Here is a 19,850-nt window from a genome sequence, read left to right as displayed (position 1 = left end):
GCGCGACGCCAGCGCGGCGGCCACCTGGCCCACTGGCCGTCCGGCCCGCTTGGGCCACTCGGCGCACCCGGCCCGTCCGGCCCACCGGCCCGCCCGGCCCACTTGGGCCACCCGGCCCACCGGGCCCACCCGGCCCGCGCCCACCCGGCCCACTCGGGCCACTTGGGCCACTTGGGCCACTTGGGCCACTTGGGCCACTTGGGCCACTTGGGCCACTTGGGCCACTTCGGGCACTTGGGCCACTTCGGGCACTTGGGCCACCCGGCCCACGCGACATGCTGCGCCGGGCGGTGTCGGCCCACCCGGCCCACTTGGCCCGCCAGATCCACCGGCCCATCGACCCACCGGCCCACCGGCCCACCGGCTAGCCAATCTCCCGTCGAGCGATATGACTGTGAGTCATAAATATGACTCACAGTCATATCGCTCACGAGACAGACATGCCCCGGCCACCGACGCTAAGGCCCGTAGCGGTCGGCAGTCGGCGGTCGGCAGTCGGCGGTCGGCGGCGGCGGCGGCTGGTGGCCGGCGCTCGGTTTCAGTGGAGGTTGTTGAGGATCTTCTCGTAGCGAAGTCGGTCGGCCGCCGGGGTCTTCGCCTCGAGGTAGTTGAGCACCACGGCGCCGCGCCGGTACGACTGGCCGCCCCACGTCTCGGCGATGTCGCCGGCGCTGGTCTCGTCGGGGAACACGTAGACCGTCACGCCATCGGTGGCGACGATCTCGGAACAGCCCAGACCGAGACCGTCCGGTCCACAGTCAACGGAGCGGTCTTTGGGGTGCGTCACTCGCAGACCGGCGGCCTTGAAGGCGTCGACCACCTGGCGGGCACCGGGCGCACCGGCCGGGCGCGGGGGCAGCACCACCGGCGGCGGGCTGGCCGGCCGGCGCTCGACCGGCCCCTGCGGCGGCGCGGGCGGCACGGCGGGCGGCGGGGTCGGCTGAGCGGGGCGGCCCGACGGCCCGGCGGGATCGGCCGAACCGGACGGGACCACCGACGGCGTCGGCACGCTGGCGAGGCCGCTCGCCGCCGGGGTCGCGACGGGCGACGCCGGCGGGGCCGCCCGAGGGCTGTCGTCGTCACTGCCGCAGCCGGCGGTCAGCGCGACGGCGACCAGAAGGATCCCGACGGCGGGCAGGCTCCGATGTGTCACCAGGGCAGTCTGCCGGGCCACGCCCGACGGCGGCAGTGGCCGGTCAGCCACCGCGCTGTCCCATATCCGCCACCGGTGATCGACCGCACGGCCGGGGTGCGCTCCGGCGGGCACCGACGCGCCCGTCGGCTCAGCCGGAGATCCCACTGGTGGAACCGCGGACCGACGTCGACGGTTAACCTGCCGGGATGGCTGTCACGCCCTGGGTCTCGTTGACCACCGACTACGGCCTCACCGACGGATTCGTGGCCGCCTGCCACGGGGTGATCGCCCGGATCGCGCCGGCCGCCCGGGTCATCGACGTGACCCATCTGGTGCCGCCGGCGGACGTCCGACGCGGTGCCGCCGTGCTGGCGCAGACGGTGCCGTACCTGCCGGTGGGCGTGCACGTGGCGGTGGTCGACCCGGGGGTGGGCACCGCCCGGCGGGGCGTCGCGCTGGCCACCCCGGGTGGGTTGCTGGTCGGCCCGGACAACGGGCTGCTGCCGGACGCCGCTGCCGCGCTCGGCGGGGTGACCGCCGCGGTGGAGCTGACCGAGCCGCGCTGGCTGGCGGCCCGGGTGTCCGGCACGTTCCACGGCCGGGACGTCTTCGCCCCGGTGGCGGCCCGGCTGGCGCTCGGCGCGCCGCTGGCCGAGGCGGGTCCGGCGGTCGACCCGGACGGGCTCGTCCGGCTGCCGCCGGCGGTCGTGGCCCGCGACGCCGAGGGCTTCACCGCCGAGGTGCTGACCGTCGACCACTTCGGAAACGTCCAACTGGCCGCACCGGCCGAGGTGCTCGGCCCGCTCCCGGCCACCGTCCGGGTGGGCCCGCCGGGGCCCGCACCGGCCCGCGGGGCGGTGCGCGGACGGACGTTCGGCGACGCACCGGAGGGCGGCCTGGTGGTGTACGTCGATTCGGCCGATCTGGTGGCGGTGGCGGTCAACGGCGGCCGAGCGGTGGACGTCCTCGGGGTGCGTCCGGGCGACCTCCTGCGGGTGGCCGGGTGACATTCGACTATGGAATGCTGCCCCGGTGGGTGAACACGTAGTTCCCGTGGGCTGTCCCTGTTGTGCCTCTCGGACCGGCGGCGGGACCTGCCCGGTCTGCTTCTGGACCGACGACGGTCAGAGCGACGCCGACGCCGACGCGGTGCGCGGCGGCGCGAACGGCGACCTGAGCCTGTCGCACGCCCGGCTCAACTACGCCGTGTACGGGGCGAGCCACCCGCGTTACCAGGACATGGTGCGCCCCGCCCGCCCCGACGAGCGTCCCTGACGACCCCGCCGGGGTAGGGCCGACTCAGCAGACCGGCACGCCGCCGCCGTAGACGGCGGAGATGTACGCGTGGCTGACGTACTGCCCGGTGGCCAGGCGGTTCCATCTGGTGGTGGTGCGGTACGGGCCGGCGACCGACTGACCGGTGACGTAGCACTGGATCGGCACGTTGGCGAACCGGGCGGCGAGGCCGCGGACCCTGTATGACGTACTGGGCCCGCTGCGGATGTTGAGCGGCCCGTCACCGACGACGCCGCGCGGCCCGCCGCCGGTCCACAGGTAGGCGACGTCCACCCAGGCGTTGGTGGTGAGTTGCAGGCCGTCGGTGAACGTGCCGTCGGCCAGGTCGACGCCGGCCGGGTTGAGCACCGTACGCCCGAACTGGTCCCGCCCGCCGTTGTAGCCGGACTGGTAGGCGGCCTGCGCCTCGGGCCGGCCCTGCGGCAGGTTCTTCCAGTTCTCCCGTACGGCGGACGGGTTCCAGTAGTCGTCGCGGGTGTTCCACGGCCCGACGTCCCAGACCGGGGCGTACTCGCAGCGGGCGCCCGTGGTGGTGCAGACCCGCACGGTGTAGTCGCCGCTGTTGAGCGGGGAGAGGCTCCGGCGCGACGGTAGCGCCGCGAAGTGGTCGCGCGGCTGGATGGTGCGGCCGTTGGCGGTCAGTTGGCCGACCAGCCCGATCCGGGTGGCGTACACCCGGTAGGTGAGGCCGGGCGTGGCGGCGGAGACGGCTGCCGTCGCGTCGGCGGTGAGCTGGACGCCGCGTACCGTCGCGGTGACGCCGCCGGCCCGCGCGGTCAGCACCACCCGGGTCTGCACCCGGCGGACCGGTCGGTCGAAGACCACGCCGGCGGTCGCGGACCGCCATTCGGTCCAGCCGCTGACCCGCCATCCGCGGACCTGCGCCTCCACGCTGGCGCCGGCGGGGACGTCGGCGCTGATCTCGGCGCGGACCCGGGTGGCCGGTCGGGCGAGGGTGCGTGGTGCGGTCAGCAGCATGCCCTCGGCGACCGCGCTGTGCGGGCTGCGCGGGCTGCGCCCGGCCGTGCGCGCCTCGCGCAGCCGCAGCCCGGCGGCGGTACGCCGGACGTTGACGTCGTCACGGTCGACGACCGACAGGTCGGCGCTCCACCGCTCCGCACCGGGCACGGCGGCGGTCAGGGTGAGCGACGTGCCGGTTGCGGGTACGGCGCTGGGGAAAAGGCTGGTGGCGGGCGCGACGGCGGCGGTGAGCGCGAGGGCGAGGGTGGCGGTGAGGGTAGCGGATCGGATACGACAATGAGGTCGCGTCATGGGCATTCTCCTCAGAACCCCCTGACCCTCGCATGTCAGGAGATCATGAGGAACCTGCCTACAAATAGCGACACATGCGAATCTTGCTCGAAAGAGGGAGGATGGCAGGGTGCCCGAAGGTGACACCGTCTGGAACACCGCCCGCGTGCTGCACCGCGCGCTGGCCGGCGCGCGGCTCACCGGGTCCGACTTCCGGGTGCCGCAGCTGGCCACCACCGACCTCACCGGGTGGACCGTCCGCGAGTCGGCCAGCCGGGGCAAGCACCTGCTGCTGCGCCTCACCGCCCCGGACGACGCGCGGTGGACGCTCCACTCCCACCTGCGGATGGACGGCGCCTGGCGGGCGTACGCGCCGGGGGAACGGTGGAGCGGCCGGCCCGCGCACCTGATCCGGGTGGTGCTGCGCACCCCCGGCGCGGTGGCGGTCGGCTACCACCTGCACGAGCTGGCCCTGGTGCCGACCGCCGAGGAGGACGGTCTGGTGGGTCACCTCGGGCCGGATCTGCTCGGCCCGGACTGGGACCCGGCCGAGGCGGTCCACCGGCTCGCCGCGCACCCGGAGCAGAGCATCGGCGAGGCCCTGCTCGACCAGCGCAACCTGGCCGGGGTGGGCAACCTCTACAAGTGCGAGGTGCTGTTCCTGCGGGGCGTGTCGCCGTGGACGCCCGTCGCCGCGGTGCCGGACCTGCCCGCCACTGTGGCGCTCGCCCAGCGGCTGCTGGCCGCCAACCGGGGCCGCTGGACGCAGAGCACCACCGGCTCGCTGCACCGGGGTCAGACCAGCTACGTGTACGGCCGCCGCGCCCAGCCGTGCCGCCGCTGCGGCACCGCCATCCGCAAGGAGGAGCTGGGCGAACGGGTCACCTACTGGTGCCCGGTCTGCCAGCCGGAGCAGCCGCACACCCCACCGCCCGGCTGACCGGGCCCCCGCCGACCGGGGCCAGCCCAGATACGGACGATTGGGTAATTCCTATCCGGCCTCCGACGTCGCATGCTGCGGTTGAATGCTCACCGCCCGTCAGCAGAGTGCCGGGGGTCGCCACGCCGGGGTGGCGATCCTCGTGCCCCAACCCCGGGGAGAGTCATGGCGATCTTCCGCAGACTCCGCTCCACCTTCTTCTACCGGCCCACCCCCGACAGCCTCGGCCGGACGGTGTCCGTCCCGGCCGCGCGTACCGCCGAGGAGGGGGCCCCCGCGGCGAGCCTGGACCCGACCGCCGTGCCGCGCTGTTTCGGGCCGGTGCCGAACGTCGCGTACAGTCCCCGCCCGACGCGCGCCCCCGACGGCCGGCCGGTGCCGGGCACCGGGCTGCGGAAGTTCGTCGACGCGCTGCCGATCCCGGGCCGGGCGGGCGGCACCGACCTCGGCGGGCGGTTGCCGGTTGCGGTGCCCGACACGATCAGCTACCCGGGCTGCGACTACTACGAGATCGGGCTCCAGGAGTACACGCAACGCCTGCACCGGGACCTGCCGGCCACCCGGCTGCGCGGCTACCGCCAGCTCAACCTGGGCACCGACGCGTCCGGCCACAACACGGTGGCGCCCCCGGAACGGCCCTGGCACCTCGGCCCGATGATCCACGCCCGGCGGGGCCGGCCGGTCCGGGTGAAGTTCATCAACCAGCTCCCCACCGGCCGGGCCGGCGAGCTGTTCCTGCCGGTCGACGAGACGGTCGAGGGGGCCGGCATCGGCCCGCTGGACGGCCCGGCGCCGTACCCGCAGAACCGAGCGGTGCTGCACCTGGCCGGGGCGCAGACCGGCTGGACCAGCGCGGGCAACCCCGGCCAGTGGATCACCCCGGCCGGCGAGATCACCCCGTACCCGACCGGGACGGGCCTGACGCCCGTGCCGGACATGCCGCCACCCGGTGCCGGCGCCACCACGCTCTACTTCCCCAACGAGCAGAGCGGCCGGCTGCTCTGGTTCCACGACAACACCCTCGGCCTGGCCCGGCTCACCGTCTACGGTGGGCAGCTCGCGCCCTACCTGCTCACCGACCCGGTCGAGGATCAGCTCGTCGCCGACGGGGTGCTGCCGGCCGACCAGCTCCCCCTGGTGATCGAGGACAAGACGTTCGTACCGGACGACACCCAACTCGCCGCCGAGGACCCGACCTGGGACCGGGAACGGTGGGGGGCCCGGGGCAGCCTGTGGCACCCCCACGTCTACCAGCCCCGGCAGAACCCGTACCGGTCCGGCGGGCGCAATCCCACCGGCCGGTGGGACTACGGCCCCTGGTCGCGCAGTCCCGCCCCGGACGGCAGCCGGGCCGACGGCGAGCCCACGGTGGACGGCTGGCCGCTGGCGGAACGGATCACCGGCGGGCCACCGCCGACCGGACCGGGGCCGGTGCCGAACCCGCACCACGACCCCGTCGGCGCGCCCACCGAGCCGCCGCTGCGCCCCGGGGTGCCACACCCGTCCGCGGTGCCCGCGGCGTACGGCGACACCCCGCTGGTCAACGGCGTCGCCTACCCGTACCTGGAGGTGCGTCCACGCGCGTACCGGTTCCGCATCCTCAACGCCTGCCTGGACCGCAGCCTCAACCTCCAGCTCTACCGGGCCTGCTCGGACGCGCCGATGTGGACCGACGACGGCGTCCTGGCCGACGCGGACGCCGGCGAGGTGCCGATGGTGCCCGCCGTACGCGCGCCGGACCGGCCGGCCGCCTGGCCGAGCGACGGGCGGGACGGCGGTGTGCCGGACCCACGGGCCGCCGGCCCGGAGTTCGTCCAGATCGGCAACGAGGCCGGGCTGCTGCCCGCCCCGGTGGTGCTGCCGAACCGGCCGATCGGGTACCGCTACGACCGGCTCGACCCGACCGTGCTGAACGTGGACGGGCACACGCTGCTGCTCGCCCCGGGTGAGCGCGCCGATGTGCTCGTCGACTTCTCCACCGTGGCACCGGGCAGCACGCTGATCCTCTACAACGACGCCCCGGCACCGCTGCCCGGCTTCGACCCGCGCTACGACCAGCACACCGACGCGCCGGACCGGACGGCCGAGGGCGGCCCGCCGCCCACCGAGCCCGGGTACGGCCCGAACACCCGCACCCTGCTCCAGTTCCGGGTGAGCGGCGTGCCCGAACCGGCGTACGACCTGGCCCGGCTGCGGGAGCGGCTGCCCGGGGCGTACGCGGCCAGCCAGCGCCCGCCGATCGTGCCGCAGCCGGCGTACGACCCGGCCTTCGGCAGCCGGACGGCGGCCGGGACGACGGTGTCGGCGCACGCCGACACCGTGACGTTCACACCGCTGGGCGGCGCCGGCCCGGTGACCCTGCCGATCGAGGTCAAGGCCGCCCAGCAGGTCTTCGAACCCGGTCACGGGCGGCTGGCCGGGCGGCTCGGGGTCGCCCACCCGCACGCCGGGCCGCTCGCCCCGGCGACCCTGCCGCTCGGCCCGACCGACCCGGTCACCGAGGTGCTGTACGCCGCCGACCCGGCCATACCGGTCGGCGCGCCGGCCGACGGCACCCAGCTCTGGCGGATCAGCGGCAACGTCCGGCAGACCGAGCCGCTGCACTTCGGCGGCTGCGACGTGCAGCTCGTCAACCGGGTCGGCTGGGACGGCACGCAGCGCCCCCCGCACGGTGCGGAGCTGGGCTGGAAGCAGATCGTCCGGGTCAACCCGCGGGAGGACGTGGTGGTGGCGCTCCGCCCCGTGGCCCCGGCCCTGCCGTTCAAGTTGGGCGACAGCGTCCGGTTGCTCGACCCCGGCCGTCCACCCGGCGCGCGGGCCGGGTCGACGCCGATCAGCCCGACCGACGGGCGACCCGCCGTGGTGGTCAACCAGATGGTCAACCTCGGTTGGGAGTACCGCTGGCACAGCCAGCTCGCCGGCCACCGCGACCTGGGCATGAGTCGCCCGCTGGTGCTGCGGGTGACCCCGAGGGCCCCCACCGGGCTGACCGCCACGCCGGTGCCCGGCTCGGCCACCGCGCTGCCGGCGATCGCCCTGGCGTGGACCGGCAACGGCGGACGCCCGCCCGCGACCAGCCACCTGCTGCAACGGGCCACCGACGCGACCTTCGGCGGCGACGTCACCACGATCACCGTCGCGGCCGCCGCCACCCGCTACACCGACGCCACCGTCACCCCCGGCACGACCTACCACTACCGGATCCGCGCGGAGAACGACGTCAGCTACTCGTCCTGGTCGAACAGCGTGCCCGCCTCGGTGCACCTCGCCGCGCCGGGCGGGCTGATCGCGGCGATCCCGCCCGCCGCGCCGCTGCGGGTGGCCCTGCGCTGGACGAACCGCTCCTTCGCCACCGGCATCGACGTGCAGCGGGCCACCAACCCGACCTTCACCAGCGGCCCCGGCACCACGGCGATCGGGGTCGGTGACAACCACCTGGACACCACGGCCGCCCCGGACACCACGTACTACTACCGGGTCCGCACCACGTACCTGGGTGCCGCCTCGGCCTGGTCGACGGTGGCCGCGGCGAGCACCCCGCCCGCGCCGGGCACCCCGAGCGAGGTGACCGCCGCCGCGAGCGCGCCGGGGCCGGACACCGCCACGGTGGTGCTGGGTTGGACGGCGCACACGCCCGCCGGTCCGGGGTCCGGGTTCATCGTGCAGCGGGCGCTGGACCCGGCGTTCGGGCAGGAGGTGGCGACCTTCACCGTGACCGGTCGCGGCTTCACCAACACGGGGCTGGCCCGGGGCGTGACCTACCACTACCGGATCCGGTCGTTCAACGTCGTGGGCAGCTCGCCGTACACCGGCCCGATCCCGGTCCCGACCCCACCGTGACGGGCCGGGCGGGGCTCAGCTGGTGGGTGCCCGCAGCCCGGAGCCGCCGGCACGCAGCTCGGCCAGGGCGGAGGCCACCCCGTGCAGCAGGTCGGTCGCCTCGGTGAGCCGGTCGGCTGCCGGGTGGGTGGGCTCCGGTCGGGCGTCCTCGGCGAGGTAGCCGGCGGCGGCGACCACCAGCCGCTCGTAGGCCGCCACGCCGCTCTCCAGCTGGGCGGTCAGCGTGCGGTGCGCCTCGGCCAGCGGCGCCCGGGCGTCGGTCGGCGCGAGCCGCAGGGCCCGTTCCACGCTGGCCACCCGCGCGGCGAGGTCGCGCAACGACCGGTCGGCGGCAGCGGCTTCCAGCACGGCCGGCTCGGCCAGCCCGGTAAGCCGGGGCGCCATCCCGGCCAGGGTGAGCGACGCCCGGTCCAGTCGGGCCCACTGCTGCCCGGCGGTGGTGCCGCGCAGCGCGACCCGGCTGCGAACGCGGCGCACCTCGGCGAGCACGCCCGAGCCGACCGGCAGTCGCTCGACGGCGGCCACCAGCCGGGCTCGGGACCGGGCGGCAGCCTCGGCCGGATCCAGCGCCGGGGGCGCCGGGCGGGCGGCCAGCGCCCGCAGATCGATCCAGCGCCAGGCGGCCAACGCCACCGCGCTGCCCGCGGCGCCGGCCCAGGCCGCGTCCGGCAGACCGAGGCCGGCGTACGGAGTCAGCACCGCCGCGGCGCCGCCGAGCCCACCGGCCAGTACGCTCCACCGCCGGGCGGACCGGCGCAGCCGACCCAGCCGACGGAAGTACCGCGTCCGCTCGTCTGCCACCGAAGACCTCCTCGAACCGTTCAGCCGGCAGCGGTCGGGTCGCCGGTGCCCCGTTCGCGGGCCATGCTGGCGCGCAGCTCGTCCAGCCGGGCCGCGGCGGTCGGGTCGCTGCCCGGACTCGCCGTCTCACCCTGCGGCACCGCCGGGCGCTGCGCCGTGCCGCCGAGCTGCTCCCCCGCCATGCTGGACCGGATCTGCTCCAGCCGGGCCGAGCCCGCCGAGTCGATGGTCGCCTTCTGGATCTCCAGCATCCGGCCCTCGACGGAGTTGCCGGCCAGCTCCGCGCGGCCCATCGCGTTGGCGTACCGCCGCTCGATGCGGTCACGCACCTCGTCCAGCGACGGGGTGGTGCCGGGGGCGGTCATCGACGACATCGACTCCAGCGAGCGGGCCACCGTCTCCTGCATCTTGGCCTGCTCCAGCTGGCTGAGCAGCTTGGTGCGCTCGGCGAGCTTCTGCTGGAGGATCATCGAGTTGTTCTCGACGGCGCGGCGGGCCTGCGCGGCGGCGCCGAGCGCCTGGTCGTGCAGGGTCTTCAGGTCCTCGGTGGCCTGCTCGGCCGAGACCAGCTGGGTGGCCAGGGCCTGGGCGGACTGCTCGAACCGCACCGCCTCGGCCTCGTCGCCCTTGGCGCGGGCCTGGTCGGAGAGCACCAGGGCCTGCCGGGCGTTGCCCTGCAACCGCTCGACCTCGGACATCTGCCGGGACAGCTTCATCTCCAGCTGACGCTGGTTGCCGATGACCGCCGCAGCCTGCTGGACCAGCGCCTGGTGCTGCCGCTGGGCATCCTCGATGGCCTGCTGGATCTGCACCTTGGGATCGGCGTGCTCATCGATCTTGGCACCGAAGAGCGCCATCAGGTAGTTCCAGCCCTTGACGAACGGGTTCGCCATCTCCGCGGTATCCCCTCAGTAGCGTCGCTCCACCGCGATCGGGCCGGGTTCAGCCGACCGACCGCGGACCGGCCGGTCTCCATCGTCCCAGCCGAACGCCACCGAGGCATCCGTACCGGGTGCTCGACGGGAACCGTCGGCTCCTGCGGGCCACCCTACGCGGCTGTGGCCACGTCGCCCATGGTCAACCGCTCGACGGGCTCAGGCGGCGCAGACCACGTCCCGGTCGCGCTCGGTGGGGCGGACCCGGGTGCTGCGCAGGGTTGCCCGCAGCGGCGAGTCCTGCCGGACCGACACGGCGACCTTGCCATCGGAGGTGACCTGACGGACGCCCCGGTTCGCGCCCTTGCGCACGGCGGTCGTCGCGCCGACGGGCGCGGCCTCGGCCGGCTCGTCCTGCATGCCGACGAGCACCCCGGCGGGCATCTGCTCGGCGAGGGCCACGGTGTCGCTCACCTCGCGCAGCAATTCGGACAGGCGGGCGCCGAGCGCGTCGCAGATCGCGGCGAGCAGCTCGCTGGACGGCTCCTTGTGCCCCCGCTCGATCTCGGAGAGGTAGCCGAGGCTGACGTTGGCGGCGGTGGACACCTCACGCAGTGTGCGCTGCTGTCCCTGCCGGCGCGCCCGCAGTGCGTCACCGATCACCCGGCGTAGCAGGACCATCGCACCTCCCCCTGAGGGATACCTCTCGCCCGGCGTCGGGCGGCCGGCCGCAGCGGACCGCGCCGACTCCGAGCGTCGGAGCCTTCCCGCAACCGTACCCGCTGTGGGGCCCGGCGACATCCCGCCCCGCCCGTTGGTTCGCCCGGGGCGGCTCATCGGCGCCCCGCGCCGGCCGTCCCCAGACCGTCCCGGGCGGCCTCGTCGGCCGTCCCCAGACCGCCCCGGGCGACCTCGCCGGCCGTCCCCAGACCGTCCCGGGCGGCTTCGTCGGCGGCGTGGATCCGTTCGGCGAGCAGCCGCAGCGCCTCGATCACGGCGGCCGAGCGTACGTGGTCCCGCCCGCCGTCCAGGTCGAGCTGGCGGACCTCGACACCGCTCGGGCCGGCGACCGCGACGTAGACCAGGCCCACGGGCTTGCCGTCCTGCGGCTCGGGGCCGGCGACCCCGGTGGTGGCGAGCCCCCAGTCCGCGCCGCAGCGCCGCCGGCCGCCCTCGGCGAGCGCCGCCGCCACGTCCGGGTCGACCGGGCCGCGCTCGGCCAGCAGATCGGCCGGTACGCCAGCCAGCGTGGACTTCAACTCGGTGGCGTAGACGACCAGCCCGCCCCGGTAGATCCCACTGACCCCGGCGATCTCCACGATCGACGCGGCCAGCAGCCCGCCGGTGAGCGACTCGACGGTGGCCACTGTCTCGTGGCGCTGCGACAGACTGTGCACGACACCCGCCGCCGCGCTACCCGTTGCGTTCTCGTCCCGCTCTTCCCGCCGCATGAGCTCGTCCTTCCCCACCCGCCGACCCCCAACCCTCCCGGCCGAACCCCGTCGATCATGAAGTTATCGCCCCGACACGCCGGCCCGGACGGCAATAACTTCATGATCACCGGGGGGTCAGGGGTGGTGGGGGCGGCGGAGGCGGAGGGCCTGGGTTATGTAGTCGAAGCCCGTCGCCACCGTGACCAGGACGGCGGCACCCATGATCCAGGGGCCGACGGCCACGAGGGCGGCCGGCATCGGCCAGAGGTACCAGGCGATGGCCAGGATCTGGAGCGCAGTCTTGATCTTGCCGCCGCGGCTGGCCGCGATCACCCCGTGCCGGATCACCCAGAACCGCAGCCCGGTGATGCCCAGCTCGCGGACGAGGATCAGCGCCGTCACCCACCAGGGCAGCCGGTCGTACCAGGAGAGCAGCACCAGGGCCGCGCCGGTGAGCGCCTTGTCGGCGATCGGGTCGGCCACCTTGCCGACCGAGGTGACCAGAGCGAACCGGCGGGCGATCCAGCCATCCACCAGGTCGGTCGCCGAGGCCACCGCGAAGATCAGACAGGCCGCCATCCGCCAGCCCGCGTGGGTCATCCCCGACACGATCACGGACGCGGCGAAGACCGGCACCAGCACCAGCCGCAGCGCGGTCAGCGCGTTGGCCGCGTTGAGCACGGGCACCCGCGCGACCACCCGGGCCGGCGTCGACTCCGTCGCCCCGGTCACCGCCTCGCTCCGCTCGGGTCGCCATGGCGTTTCCGGCACCGCACCACCAGGCTCCCCCGCTTCGTCCGGGCCCGCCGTCACCGTGCCGCGCCGGGCGCCGCCGAGATCATCTCATCCGGCACCGCGAGCAGATCCACCCCTTCGGTGCCGGTCACCGTGGCCCGCACCAGGTCACCCGGGCGCAACGCGGCCAGGTCGACGCCGCCGTCGGCAGGTGCGACAAGGGTGGTGGAACCGTCCACCTCCGGCGCCTGGTGCGCCGCCCGGCCCTCCACCACGCCGTCGACGATCGCGTCGACGAGCACCTCGACGGTCGAGCCGAGCCGGTCCTCGGCCCGCTGCGAGCAGAGCTCGTCGGCGAGCGCGCTGAGCCGGTCGTAGCGCCGCTTGATGGTCGCGGCGGAGACCTTGCCGGGCAGGCCGGCCGCCTCGGTGCCGTCCTCGTCGCTGTAGTCGAACATGCCGATCGCGTCGAGTCGGGCCTCGGTCAGGAACCGGGTCAGCTCGTCGATGTCGGCGCGGGTCTCGCCGGGGAAGCCCACGATGAAGTTGCTCCGCGCGCCCGCTTCCGGGGCCAGCGCGCGGGCACTGGCCAGCAGCTCCAGGAACCGGTCGGTGGAGCCGAAACGCCGCATCCGACGCAGCACCGGCTCGCTGGAGTGCTGGAACGACAGGTCGAAGTACGGGGCCACCCCCGGTGTGCCGGCGATCGCCTCGACCAGACCGGGCCGGGTCTCGGCCGGCTGGAGATAGCTCACCCGCACCCGGACGATGCCGGACACCGCGGCGAGCTGCGGCAGCAGCTTCTCCAACGCGCGGGGGTCGCCGAGGTCCTTGCCATACGAGGTGGAGTTCTCGCTGACCAGCACCAGCTCCCGTACGCCGGTCTTGGCCAGCCATTCCGCCTCGGCGAGCAGCTCGTCCGGCGTACGCGAGACGAAGGCCCCACGGAACGCGGGAATGGCACAGAACGCGCAGCGCCGGTCGCAGCCGCTGGCGAGCTTCAGCGAGGCGACCGGGCCGGTGTCCAGTCGGCGGCGCAGCACCTGCCGCAGGTGTGCCGGGGTGTGCTCGTCGGTGTCGACGACGGTGCGCGCCACGGTGCCGTGCCCGGGCAGGGACACGGTGGCGCTCTGGCGCTGCACCGGGGTCAGCGGCAGCAGCTCGCGGCGGTCCCGGGGGGTGTGCGCGGTGATCTGCTCCCCGGCGACGACGGCGTTCAGCCGGGCGGCGATGTCCGGGTAGTCGTCGAAGCTCAGCACCGCCTGCGCCTCGGGCAGACTGTCGGCCAGCTCCCGGCCGTAGCGCTCGGCCATGCAGCCGGCGGCCACCACCTTCGCGCCGGTGCCGGCGGCGGCGAGCAGGGTCTGGATGGAGTCCTGCTTGGCCTTCTCCACGAAACCGCAGGTGTTGACGACCACCACGTCGGCGCCCTCGCCGTCGGTGGTCACCTGCCAGCCGTCGGCGTGCAGGCGGGCGGCCAGCTCCTCCGAGTCGACCTCGTTGCGGGCACAGCCCAGGGTCAGCAAGGCGACGCGACGGCCGTCGGCGTTGTCGGAAGGAGAAGGAGAGGTGGCAGACACCATCCGAGGGTACCGGGCCGGCCGCGGAAGCCCGCGCACGCGGGCCGGGGTGGTCGTCCGGCACACACCCCGCGCGCCCTCGCCGGGCGCCGACCCGTCAGCGGGTCGCGGCGCCCACGCGGGTCAGCGCGTCGAGCAGGAAGACCTCGGTGCCGGCCAGGCCCGTGGAGCAGAAGACGGAGAGCTGGTCCGCGGTGGTCCGGCCGGGGACCGCGCCGGCCAGGATGCCGCCCAGGTCACGCAACTGTCCGGCGTACGGGGGCAGGGCCGCGAGCATCGGCGGCTGGTAGTCCGCCGCCTGGGCCGGCGAGTCGGTGACCAGCAGGTCGGCGACGTCCAGCAGGTCGGTGCCGAACTCGCTGCGGTCGTGCTGCTTGAAACCGACCGCGTTGACGTGCGTGCCGGGGCTCACATCGGCGGCGCGCAGCACCGGGGTGGGGCTGGTGGTGGCGAGCACCACGATGTCCCGTCCGGTGACCGCCGCGCCCGGGTCGGCGACCGCGCGGGCCGGCACGCCCAGCTCGGCGCGCACCCGGGCGGCGAAGGAGTCCCGTCGCGCCGCCGAGCGGCTGTGCACCACCACCTCGCGCAGCGGACGGACGGCCGCCGCGGCCCACACCTGGGTCCACGCCTGCCGCCCGGAGCCGATCACGCCGAGGGTCGCCGCGTCCGGCCGGGCCAGCGCGTCGACCGCGACGCCACCCAGCCCACCGGTACGCCGGGAGCCCAGCTCCTCGCCGACGGCTACCGCCCGGACCGCGCCGGTGCGGGCGTCGTGCAGCACCACCAGCTGCTCGCCCTGCGGGTGGCCGAACGTGTCGTACGAGCGGTAGCCGTACCACTCGCCGACCAGGTGCCCGGCGGTGAGCACCATCCGTCCCCCGCCGAGCGGGGCGGCGGCCCGGGGTGGGGCGACCAGCCGCCCCTCGTACGCGGCCACCAGGGCGACGCGCATGGCGTCGACGGTGGTGGTGGCGTCCAGGACGGCGGCGATCTCGGGATCGGCATAGAGCAGGGCCATCTCGCCATCCTGCAAGTTGAAGTGAGGTAGAGGTCAACGTGTGGTGGCGGGAGTCACCACCCCGGCCGCCGGGCCGGTGCTAGCGTCGGCCACGGTGGCCCCGGATGCCGGTGACCACTCCGGACGAGTGGTGGGCGTACCCGGTCAGGCCAAGACGCCCCACGTGACGACCCGACTCGTCCGGTGCGGCAGCCCGGGCGCTCCTTCGTGAGGTGGACGATGGCCTGGCTGGTGTTGGTGATCTCTGGACTGTTGGAGACGGTCTGGGCGATCGCCCTGGACCGCAGCGCCGGCTTCAGCCGGCTGCTCCCGTCGGCGGTGTTCGTGCTGGCCCTGGTGCTGAGCATGGGCGGGCTGGCGTACGCGCTGCGCGACATCCCGGTCGGCACCGGCTACGCGGTCTGGGTCGGCATCGGCGCGGTGGGGACGGCGCTGGTCGGGATGCTGGCGCTCGGCGAGTCGGCCAGCCTGCCCCGGGTCCTCTGCCTGCTGCTGGTGATCGCCGGCGTGGTCGGACTGAAGATCTTCCACTGAAGAGGTACGCGTGACCAATGTCCACGGTGGGTAGTTGATCGGTCTGGCACGACAGGCTCTCACACCGGAGGAAGACATGGCCGACGTCCCCACCACCGCCCGCCCGCGTAACAACGCCGCCCGCATCCTCACCATCGTGGGCTTCGTCTTCGCCGTGCTCGCCCTGTTGCTCAACCCGATCATCTTCGGTGTGCTCGGCGTGATCGCCGGCGTCGTCGGCGCCGTCCTGGGCGACAAGCCGCTGGGTTGGTACGCCGCCGCGGCCAGCGTCGTCGCCGCGATCATCAGCCTGGTGATCATCGGCGCGCTGATCAACAACTGAGCGTTCCTCTTCCACGGGCCCGCCGGCTTCCGGCGGGCCCGTCGCTGTCAGCGGGTCGGGCGGTCCGGCGCGGTCAGTCCACGTCGCCGCGCAGGCCGGCCAGGACGTCCTCCAGCTCGTCCGGCTTGACCAGCACGTCGCGCGCCTTCGACCCCTCCGACGGCCCGACCACGCCCCGGGTCTCCATGAGGTCCATGAGACGGCCCGCCTTCGCGAAACCGACCCGCAGCTTGCGCTGGAGCATCGAGGTGGAGCCGAACTGCGAGGTGACCACTAGCTCCACCGCCTGCACCAGCAGGTCGAGGTCGTCGCCGATGTCCTCGTCGATCTTCTTCTTGTTCTCCTGGGCGGGAGCCAGCACGTCCGGGCGGAACTCGGGCTCGCGCTGGTCCTTGCAGAACTTCACCACGTCGGCGATCTCGCGCTCGGTGACCCAGGCACCCTGGATCCGGACCGGCTTCGAGGCGCCCATCGGCAGGAAGAGACCGTCACCACGGCCGAGCAGCTTCTCCGCGCCGGGCTGGTCCAGGATGACCCGCGAGTCCGCGAGGGACGACGTGGCGAACGCCAGCCGGGACGGCACGTTCGCCTTGATCAGACCGGTCACCACGTCGACCGAGGGGCGCTGGGTGGCCAGCACCAGGTGGATGCCGGCGGCCCGGGCCAGCTGGGTGATCCGGACGACCGAGTCCTCCACGTCGCGCGGCGCGACCATCATCAGGTCCGCCAGCTCGTCCACGATCACCAACAGGTACGGGTACGGACGCATCTCCCGTTCGCTGCCCGGCGGAGCCTTGATCTCGCCGTTGCGGACCTTGCGGTTGAAGTCGTCGATGTGCCGGACCCCGTTGGCGGCGAGGTCGTCGTAGCGCATGTCCATCTCGCGGACCACCCAGTCCAGCGAGTCGGCCGCCTTCTTGGCGTTGGTCACGATCGGGGTGACCAGGTGCGGGATGCCCTCGTAGCCGGTCATCTCGACCCGCTTCGGGTCGATCAGCAGCAGCCGCACCTCGTCCGGGGTGGCCCGGGTGAGGACAGACACCAGCAGGGTGTTGAGGCAGCTCGAGTTGTGGGTGGGGATGCACGCGCGGCTGGCCAGGTACAGATGACTCGGACTGTCGACCTCGATGCACCGGACGGGCACCGAGGCGATTGGTCGTACATCCACGATGTAACGACGGGCAGTCGTGGCACGCCCGCCGACCACCTGGCGGCTCGCTTTGCGTGTCAGCCGGAAGACCTTGTCGGCCGGGGTGAAGTGAATTCGATAGAAGGTGGAGGACGACTCGCTCCGGCCCTTCACCCGCTTGGTCGTCATTGTCGCCCGGTAGCCGAGCCCGATGATCAGCTCTAGAGCATCCTGTGCCAGACGTTGGTTTGTGAGCCCCAGCTCGACTCCGCCCCGAGGGGAAATTGTTCCGTCCGTGTCCAACAGACCAGCCAGCAGAGCCCGCCGCTGCTCCTCCGAGGAGCGCAGGTAGCTGGCAGGAATGTGTTTCGTCCCGATCTCGCGGAACAAGTGCCGCAACGTCCGGTACTGCTCTCGGAGCGCAGAGTCTGGCTCGCGGCGGCCCGGCCGTGCAACCCTGGCCCGACCGCGAGCCGCCAGGCATACAGCGGAAAGGCCGACCCCGGCCTGCCGAGACGCCCGAACGAGGCTTACACCCTGAGCGAACAGATTCACAGCCTCGGCGATTCGCCCGTCCCGTTCTGGTTTGTTGGAGATCGTGTAATGCCTCCGGCTGGAGGGGCGTTTCGTCACCACGTACCCGTCAAGCCGAATGTTGTCCAGTAACTCATCCTCGTCGCAGGTGAAGGAGGCCGAGCCGGTCGTGCCATCACCCAGCCAACAACCCATCGTGTACGGAGCGATTGGTAGATCCTGCTCCGGATAGTCGAGTGGTCCACACACCGCAACCGCATGGTTGGCCCAGGACCCGCCACGCCCGACCACCCGCAGCGAAGCTGCGATCTCTTCGGTCGTCACTGGCCGGTCGTCGAAGCTGCGCCTCCGACCCGACCGGCCTGGATCAGCGACGAGTTCGTTCAACGCCTGATAAAGACGGTGGCGGGAATAGGCGGGAACTCGGCGGGCCACCTCGCGTCCGCCCCGCACATAGCTGGTCAGGGTATTGCCGAACTCCTTCGGCAGCCCACGCACCACCTTGTACAGCGCGTTTCGAAACTGCTGGCCGACATCGGAGACAACCTCGTCGGTCGATACCGAACGATCAGGCTCTGCCAACACCTCGTCGGTCTTTGTAGCCAGCCGGTGCCGATCATCCGCCGACCAGTAGGCCCCGTCCCTCCAACGATGGGTTCGCTGGGTCCGGCCAGCTCTGGTCGTCGTCTGCCATTGGTGCTGCGCGTCGGCGACAATCACCGTGCCGTCGGAGAACTCCACTTCGTAACAGGGGCGGTCGTACATCACTGGGGTGGCAGCGACGATGGTGCAGCTACGGCCGTGTTCGTCGAAAACCTTCCCGCCAACCTGGAGGTCGCCCATCGTGGACCAGCCGTCAGGTGTCGGGATCGGCGTGTCCAGGGCCAGCGCCTTGCCCGCGCCGGTGGCCCCGGCGATGAGGATGTGCGGCATCTTGGCGAGGTTGGCCACCACGTAGCCGCCCTCGATGTCCTTGCCGAGCGCCACCACCATCGGATGGTGGTCGCTGGTCGCCGCCCGCGAGCGCAGCACGTCGCCGAGCGCCACGTTCTCCGGGTCGGTATTCGGGATCTCCACGCCGACCGCGCTCTTGCCCGGGATCGGGCTGAGGATCCGTACGTCCGGCGACTTCACCGCGTACGCGATGTTGCGGGAGAGCTGCGTGATCCGCTCGACCTTGACCCCGTGCCCCAGCTCCACCTCGTAGCGGGTGACAGTCGGGCCCCGGGTGAAGCCGGTGACCGCGGCGTCCACGTCGAACTGGTCGAAGACGCCGGTCAGCGCGGCGATCACCTCGTCGTTGGCCTTGCTGCGGGTCTTCGCGGCGGCACCGGCGCTGAGCATGTTCGCCGGGGGCAGGGTGTAGTCGCCGGACAGACCGGTCAACGCGAGCTGCTCGGCGCGGGTGGGCGCGGGCGAGTGCTCCGGCGGCTCGGCCGGCTTGCGGCTGGCCGGCACCTTCGCCGGCGCCTTGCGCGGCAGGACCATGGTCTCCTGGAGGTCGGCGCCCTCCAGATCATCGAAGTCGTCCGGGTCGATCGGTGGCGGCATCCGCTTCGCCGGACGCTTGCGCGCGGGCCGCGCGACCGGCTCGTCGTCCTCCTCGGTGGCCTCCGGAGGCGCGATCAACCCTCCGGCGAGCAGGCCCAGCCGCTCGGGAATCTTGTTGATCGGCGTCGCGGTGACCACGAGCAGGCCGAAGAGCAACAGCAGGACCAGCAACGGTACGGCCACCCACGCGGTGACCGCTCGCTCCAGCAACCCGCCCACGCCGGCGCCGACCAGGCCACCGGCGTAGTCACGCTGCACGGTGTTCGTCGGGTCCTGACCGATCTGGAGCAGCGCGGCGGTCGACACCAGCAGCGAGCCCCACCCGATCAACCCGCGGCCCCGGTGCTCCGGATCGGCCGGCTGGCGCATCAGCCGCCACGCCCCGATCATCAGCAGCACCGGAACCACCACGGAGATCGCGCCCAGGAACAGCCGGATCGTGTCGGCCAGCCGCGCGCCCACCGGGCCCGCTCCGGAGAACCAGAGCGCGACGGCGGTGAGCAGGGCCAGCCCGAACAGCAGCAGCCCGCCGCCGTCGCGACGGTGCTCGGGGTCGAGGTCGCGGGCGGAGGCGGCCTGCCGGCCGGCGGCCCGCACCGCCCAGCCCATCCCGTGCGCCAACCCCATCCACAGTGCACCGATCGCGCGGCCAACGTAGACGGCCGGCCCCGGGCGGGCGGGTGTGGTGCGCCGCCGTACCGGCGCCCGGGTCTTCTTCGCCGGTTGACGGGCACGGCTGTTGGTGCCACCGCGCGGCGACGCGCCGCGTCGCCGGCTCGCCTGAGAGGTACGGCCCGCCATAGAGTCACGGTAACGGTGGGGCCGGGCAGATCGCCGCTTTTCCGGGTCGTGTCCGCGCGTCGCAGCACTGAC

The 19,850-nt window shown here is 73.5% G+C and carries 15 protein-coding genes, 1 pseudogene and 1 riboswitch; of the genes and pseudogenes, 6 read left to right on the top strand and 10 right to left on the bottom strand.

All coding sequences use genetic code 11. The features are described from left to right. Nucleotides 1-538 precede the first annotated feature (538 nt). On the bottom strand, nucleotides 539-1,153 hold the full coding sequence (locus ACFYPH_RS20685) for a hypothetical protein (protein WP_387183882.1): 615 nt from the start codon (nucleotides 1,151-1,153) through the stop codon (nucleotides 539-541). A 188-nt stretch (nucleotides 1,154-1,341) separates the two neighbouring features. On the opposite strand from ACFYPH_RS20685, the gene ACFYPH_RS20680 reads away from it, so the two are divergent. Together ACFYPH_RS20680 and ACFYPH_RS20675 are read left to right on the top strand one after the other, a co-directional pair. Beyond that, nucleotides 1,342-2,142, top strand: coding sequence for an SAM-dependent chlorinase/fluorinase (locus ACFYPH_RS20680; protein WP_354859227.1), 801 nt, complete (start codon nucleotides 1,342-1,344; stop codon nucleotides 2,140-2,142). A gap of 25 nt (nucleotides 2,143-2,167) precedes the next feature. Beyond that, on the top strand, nucleotides 2,168-2,410 hold the full coding sequence (locus tag ACFYPH_RS20675; protein ID WP_039905669.1) for a CPCC family cysteine-rich protein: 243 nt from the start codon (nucleotides 2,168-2,170) through the stop codon (nucleotides 2,408-2,410). Between the two features lie 24 nt (nucleotides 2,411-2,434). Here the strand turns inward: ACFYPH_RS20675 and ACFYPH_RS20670 are convergent, their stop codons facing one another. Then, on the bottom strand, nucleotides 2,435-3,703 hold the full coding sequence (locus ACFYPH_RS20670; RefSeq protein ID WP_387183879.1) for a hypothetical protein: 1,269 nt from the start codon (nucleotides 3,701-3,703) through the stop codon (nucleotides 2,435-2,437). A 109-nt stretch (nucleotides 3,704-3,812) separates the two neighbouring features. On the opposite strand from ACFYPH_RS20670, the gene ACFYPH_RS20665 reads away from it, so the two are divergent. Together ACFYPH_RS20665 and ACFYPH_RS20660 are read left to right on the top strand one after the other, a co-directional pair. Further along, complete coding sequence (locus ACFYPH_RS20665) at nucleotides 3,813-4,622, top strand: DNA-formamidopyrimidine glycosylase family protein (protein ID WP_354859220.1); 810 nt, start codon at nucleotides 3,813-3,815, stop codon at nucleotides 4,620-4,622. Nucleotides 4,623-4,694: 72 nt separating this feature from the next. Further along, nucleotides 4,695-8,462 (top strand): hypothetical protein, encoded by a 3,768-nt coding sequence (locus ACFYPH_RS20660; protein ID WP_387183877.1) that lies wholly within the window; start codon nucleotides 4,695-4,697, stop codon nucleotides 8,460-8,462. A gap of 15 nt (nucleotides 8,463-8,477) precedes the next feature. Here the strand turns inward: ACFYPH_RS20660 and ACFYPH_RS20655 are convergent, their stop codons facing one another. The 7 genes from ACFYPH_RS20655 to ACFYPH_RS20625 all read right to left on the bottom strand — a co-directional run bounded on the left by ACFYPH_RS20655 (nucleotide 8,478) and on the right by ACFYPH_RS20625 (nucleotide 14,907). After that, on the bottom strand, nucleotides 8,478-9,263 hold the full coding sequence (locus tag ACFYPH_RS20655; protein ID WP_354859216.1) for a hypothetical protein: 786 nt from the start codon (nucleotides 9,261-9,263) through the stop codon (nucleotides 8,478-8,480). Nucleotides 9,264-9,283: 20 nt separating this feature from the next. Continuing rightward, complete coding sequence (locus tag ACFYPH_RS20650) at nucleotides 9,284-10,156, bottom strand: PspA/IM30 family protein (RefSeq protein ID WP_355066838.1); 873 nt, start codon at nucleotides 10,154-10,156, stop codon at nucleotides 9,284-9,286. A 201-nt stretch (nucleotides 10,157-10,357) separates the two neighbouring features. Next, the gene (locus ACFYPH_RS20645) at nucleotides 10,358-10,819 is read right to left on the bottom strand and encodes a helix-turn-helix transcriptional regulator (protein ID WP_354859213.1); all 462 of its coding nucleotides are present in this window, start codon (nucleotides 10,817-10,819) and stop codon (nucleotides 10,358-10,360) included. A 152-nt stretch (nucleotides 10,820-10,971) separates the two neighbouring features. After that, nucleotides 10,972-11,589 carry a CinA family protein gene (locus ACFYPH_RS20640; RefSeq protein ID WP_387183873.1) on the bottom strand — a complete coding sequence of 206 codons (618 nt, stop codon included), beginning with the start codon at nucleotides 11,587-11,589 and terminating at the stop codon, nucleotides 10,972-10,974. A gap of 117 nt (nucleotides 11,590-11,706) precedes the next feature. Continuing rightward, nucleotides 11,707-12,303, bottom strand: coding sequence for a CDP-diacylglycerol--glycerol-3-phosphate 3-phosphatidyltransferase (pgsA, locus tag ACFYPH_RS20635; protein WP_354859210.1), 597 nt, complete (start codon nucleotides 12,301-12,303; stop codon nucleotides 11,707-11,709). Between the two features lie 77 nt (nucleotides 12,304-12,380). Further along, nucleotides 12,381-13,889 (bottom strand): 30S ribosomal protein S12 methylthiotransferase RimO, encoded by a 1,509-nt coding sequence (gene rimO / locus ACFYPH_RS20630; protein ID WP_354859208.1) that lies wholly within the window; start codon nucleotides 13,887-13,889, stop codon nucleotides 12,381-12,383. A 94-nt stretch (nucleotides 13,890-13,983) separates the two neighbouring features. Further along, a complete protein-coding gene (locus ACFYPH_RS20625) occupies nucleotides 13,984-14,907 on the bottom strand; it encodes an ornithine cyclodeaminase family protein (protein ID WP_354859207.1) in 924 nt (307 codons plus the stop codon). Between the two features lie 93 nt (nucleotides 14,908-15,000). Then, nucleotides 15,001-15,071, top strand: a riboswitch (guanidine-III (ykkC-III) riboswitch). Between the two features lie 55 nt (nucleotides 15,072-15,126). Here ACFYPH_RS20625 and ACFYPH_RS20620 point away from each other — a divergent pair. Then, complete coding sequence (locus ACFYPH_RS20620; protein WP_354859204.1) at nucleotides 15,127-15,441, top strand: SMR family transporter; 315 nt, start codon at nucleotides 15,127-15,129, stop codon at nucleotides 15,439-15,441. Between the two features lie 76 nt (nucleotides 15,442-15,517). Next, on the top strand, nucleotides 15,518-15,763 hold the full coding sequence (locus ACFYPH_RS20615) for a hypothetical protein (protein WP_354859203.1): 246 nt from the start codon (nucleotides 15,518-15,520) through the stop codon (nucleotides 15,761-15,763). A 91-nt stretch (nucleotides 15,764-15,854) separates the two neighbouring features. Here ACFYPH_RS20615 and ACFYPH_RS20610 read toward each other — a convergent pair. Continuing rightward, nucleotides 15,855-19,778, bottom strand: a pseudogene (locus ACFYPH_RS20610) (DNA translocase FtsK 4TM domain-containing protein); the annotation flags it as partial. Between the last annotated feature and the right edge of the window lie 72 nt (nucleotides 19,779-19,850).

This window comes from Micromonospora sp. NPDC005252 (genome assembly GCF_042872475.1).
In the GTDB taxonomy this organism is placed as follows: Bacteria; Actinomycetota; Actinomycetes; order Mycobacteriales; family Micromonosporaceae; genus Micromonospora.
The sequence above is the reverse complement of the archived record's forward strand: the minus strand, read 5'-3'. Positions and strand labels throughout refer to the sequence as shown.

What these genes read in the sequence shown, in the direction of transcription:
- ACFYPH_RS20670 (WP_387183879.1), bottom strand. Translation starts at nt 3,703, where the DNA reads ATGACGCGACCTCATTGTCGTATCCGATCCGCTACCCTCACCGCCACC.
- ACFYPH_RS20680 (WP_354859227.1), top strand. Translation starts at nt 1,342, where the DNA reads ATGGCTGTCACGCCCTGGGTCTCGTTGACCACCGACTACGGCCTCACC.
- ACFYPH_RS20640 (WP_387183873.1), bottom strand. Translation starts at nt 11,589, where the DNA reads ATGCGGCGGGAAGAGCGGGACGAGAACGCAACGGGTAGCGCGGCGGCG.
- ACFYPH_RS20660 (WP_387183877.1), top strand. Translation starts at nt 4,695, where the DNA reads ATGCTGCGGTTGAATGCTCACCGCCCGTCAGCAGAGTGCCGGGGGTCG.
- ACFYPH_RS20620 (WP_354859204.1), top strand. Translation starts at nt 15,127, where the DNA reads ATGGCCTGGCTGGTGTTGGTGATCTCTGGACTGTTGGAGACGGTCTGG.
- rimO (WP_354859208.1), bottom strand. Translation starts at nt 13,889, where the DNA reads ATGGTGTCTGCCACCTCTCCTTCTCCTTCCGACAACGCCGACGGCCGT.
- ACFYPH_RS20650 (WP_355066838.1), bottom strand. Translation starts at nt 10,156, where the DNA reads ATGGCGAACCCGTTCGTCAAGGGCTGGAACTACCTGATGGCGCTCTTC.
- ACFYPH_RS20645 (WP_354859213.1), bottom strand. Translation starts at nt 10,819, where the DNA reads ATGGTCCTGCTACGCCGGGTGATCGGTGACGCACTGCGGGCGCGCCGG.
- ACFYPH_RS20615 (WP_354859203.1), top strand. Translation starts at nt 15,518, where the DNA reads ATGGCCGACGTCCCCACCACCGCCCGCCCGCGTAACAACGCCGCCCGC.
- ACFYPH_RS20625 (WP_354859207.1), bottom strand. Translation starts at nt 14,907, where the DNA reads ATGGCCCTGCTCTATGCCGATCCCGAGATCGCCGCCGTCCTGGACGCC.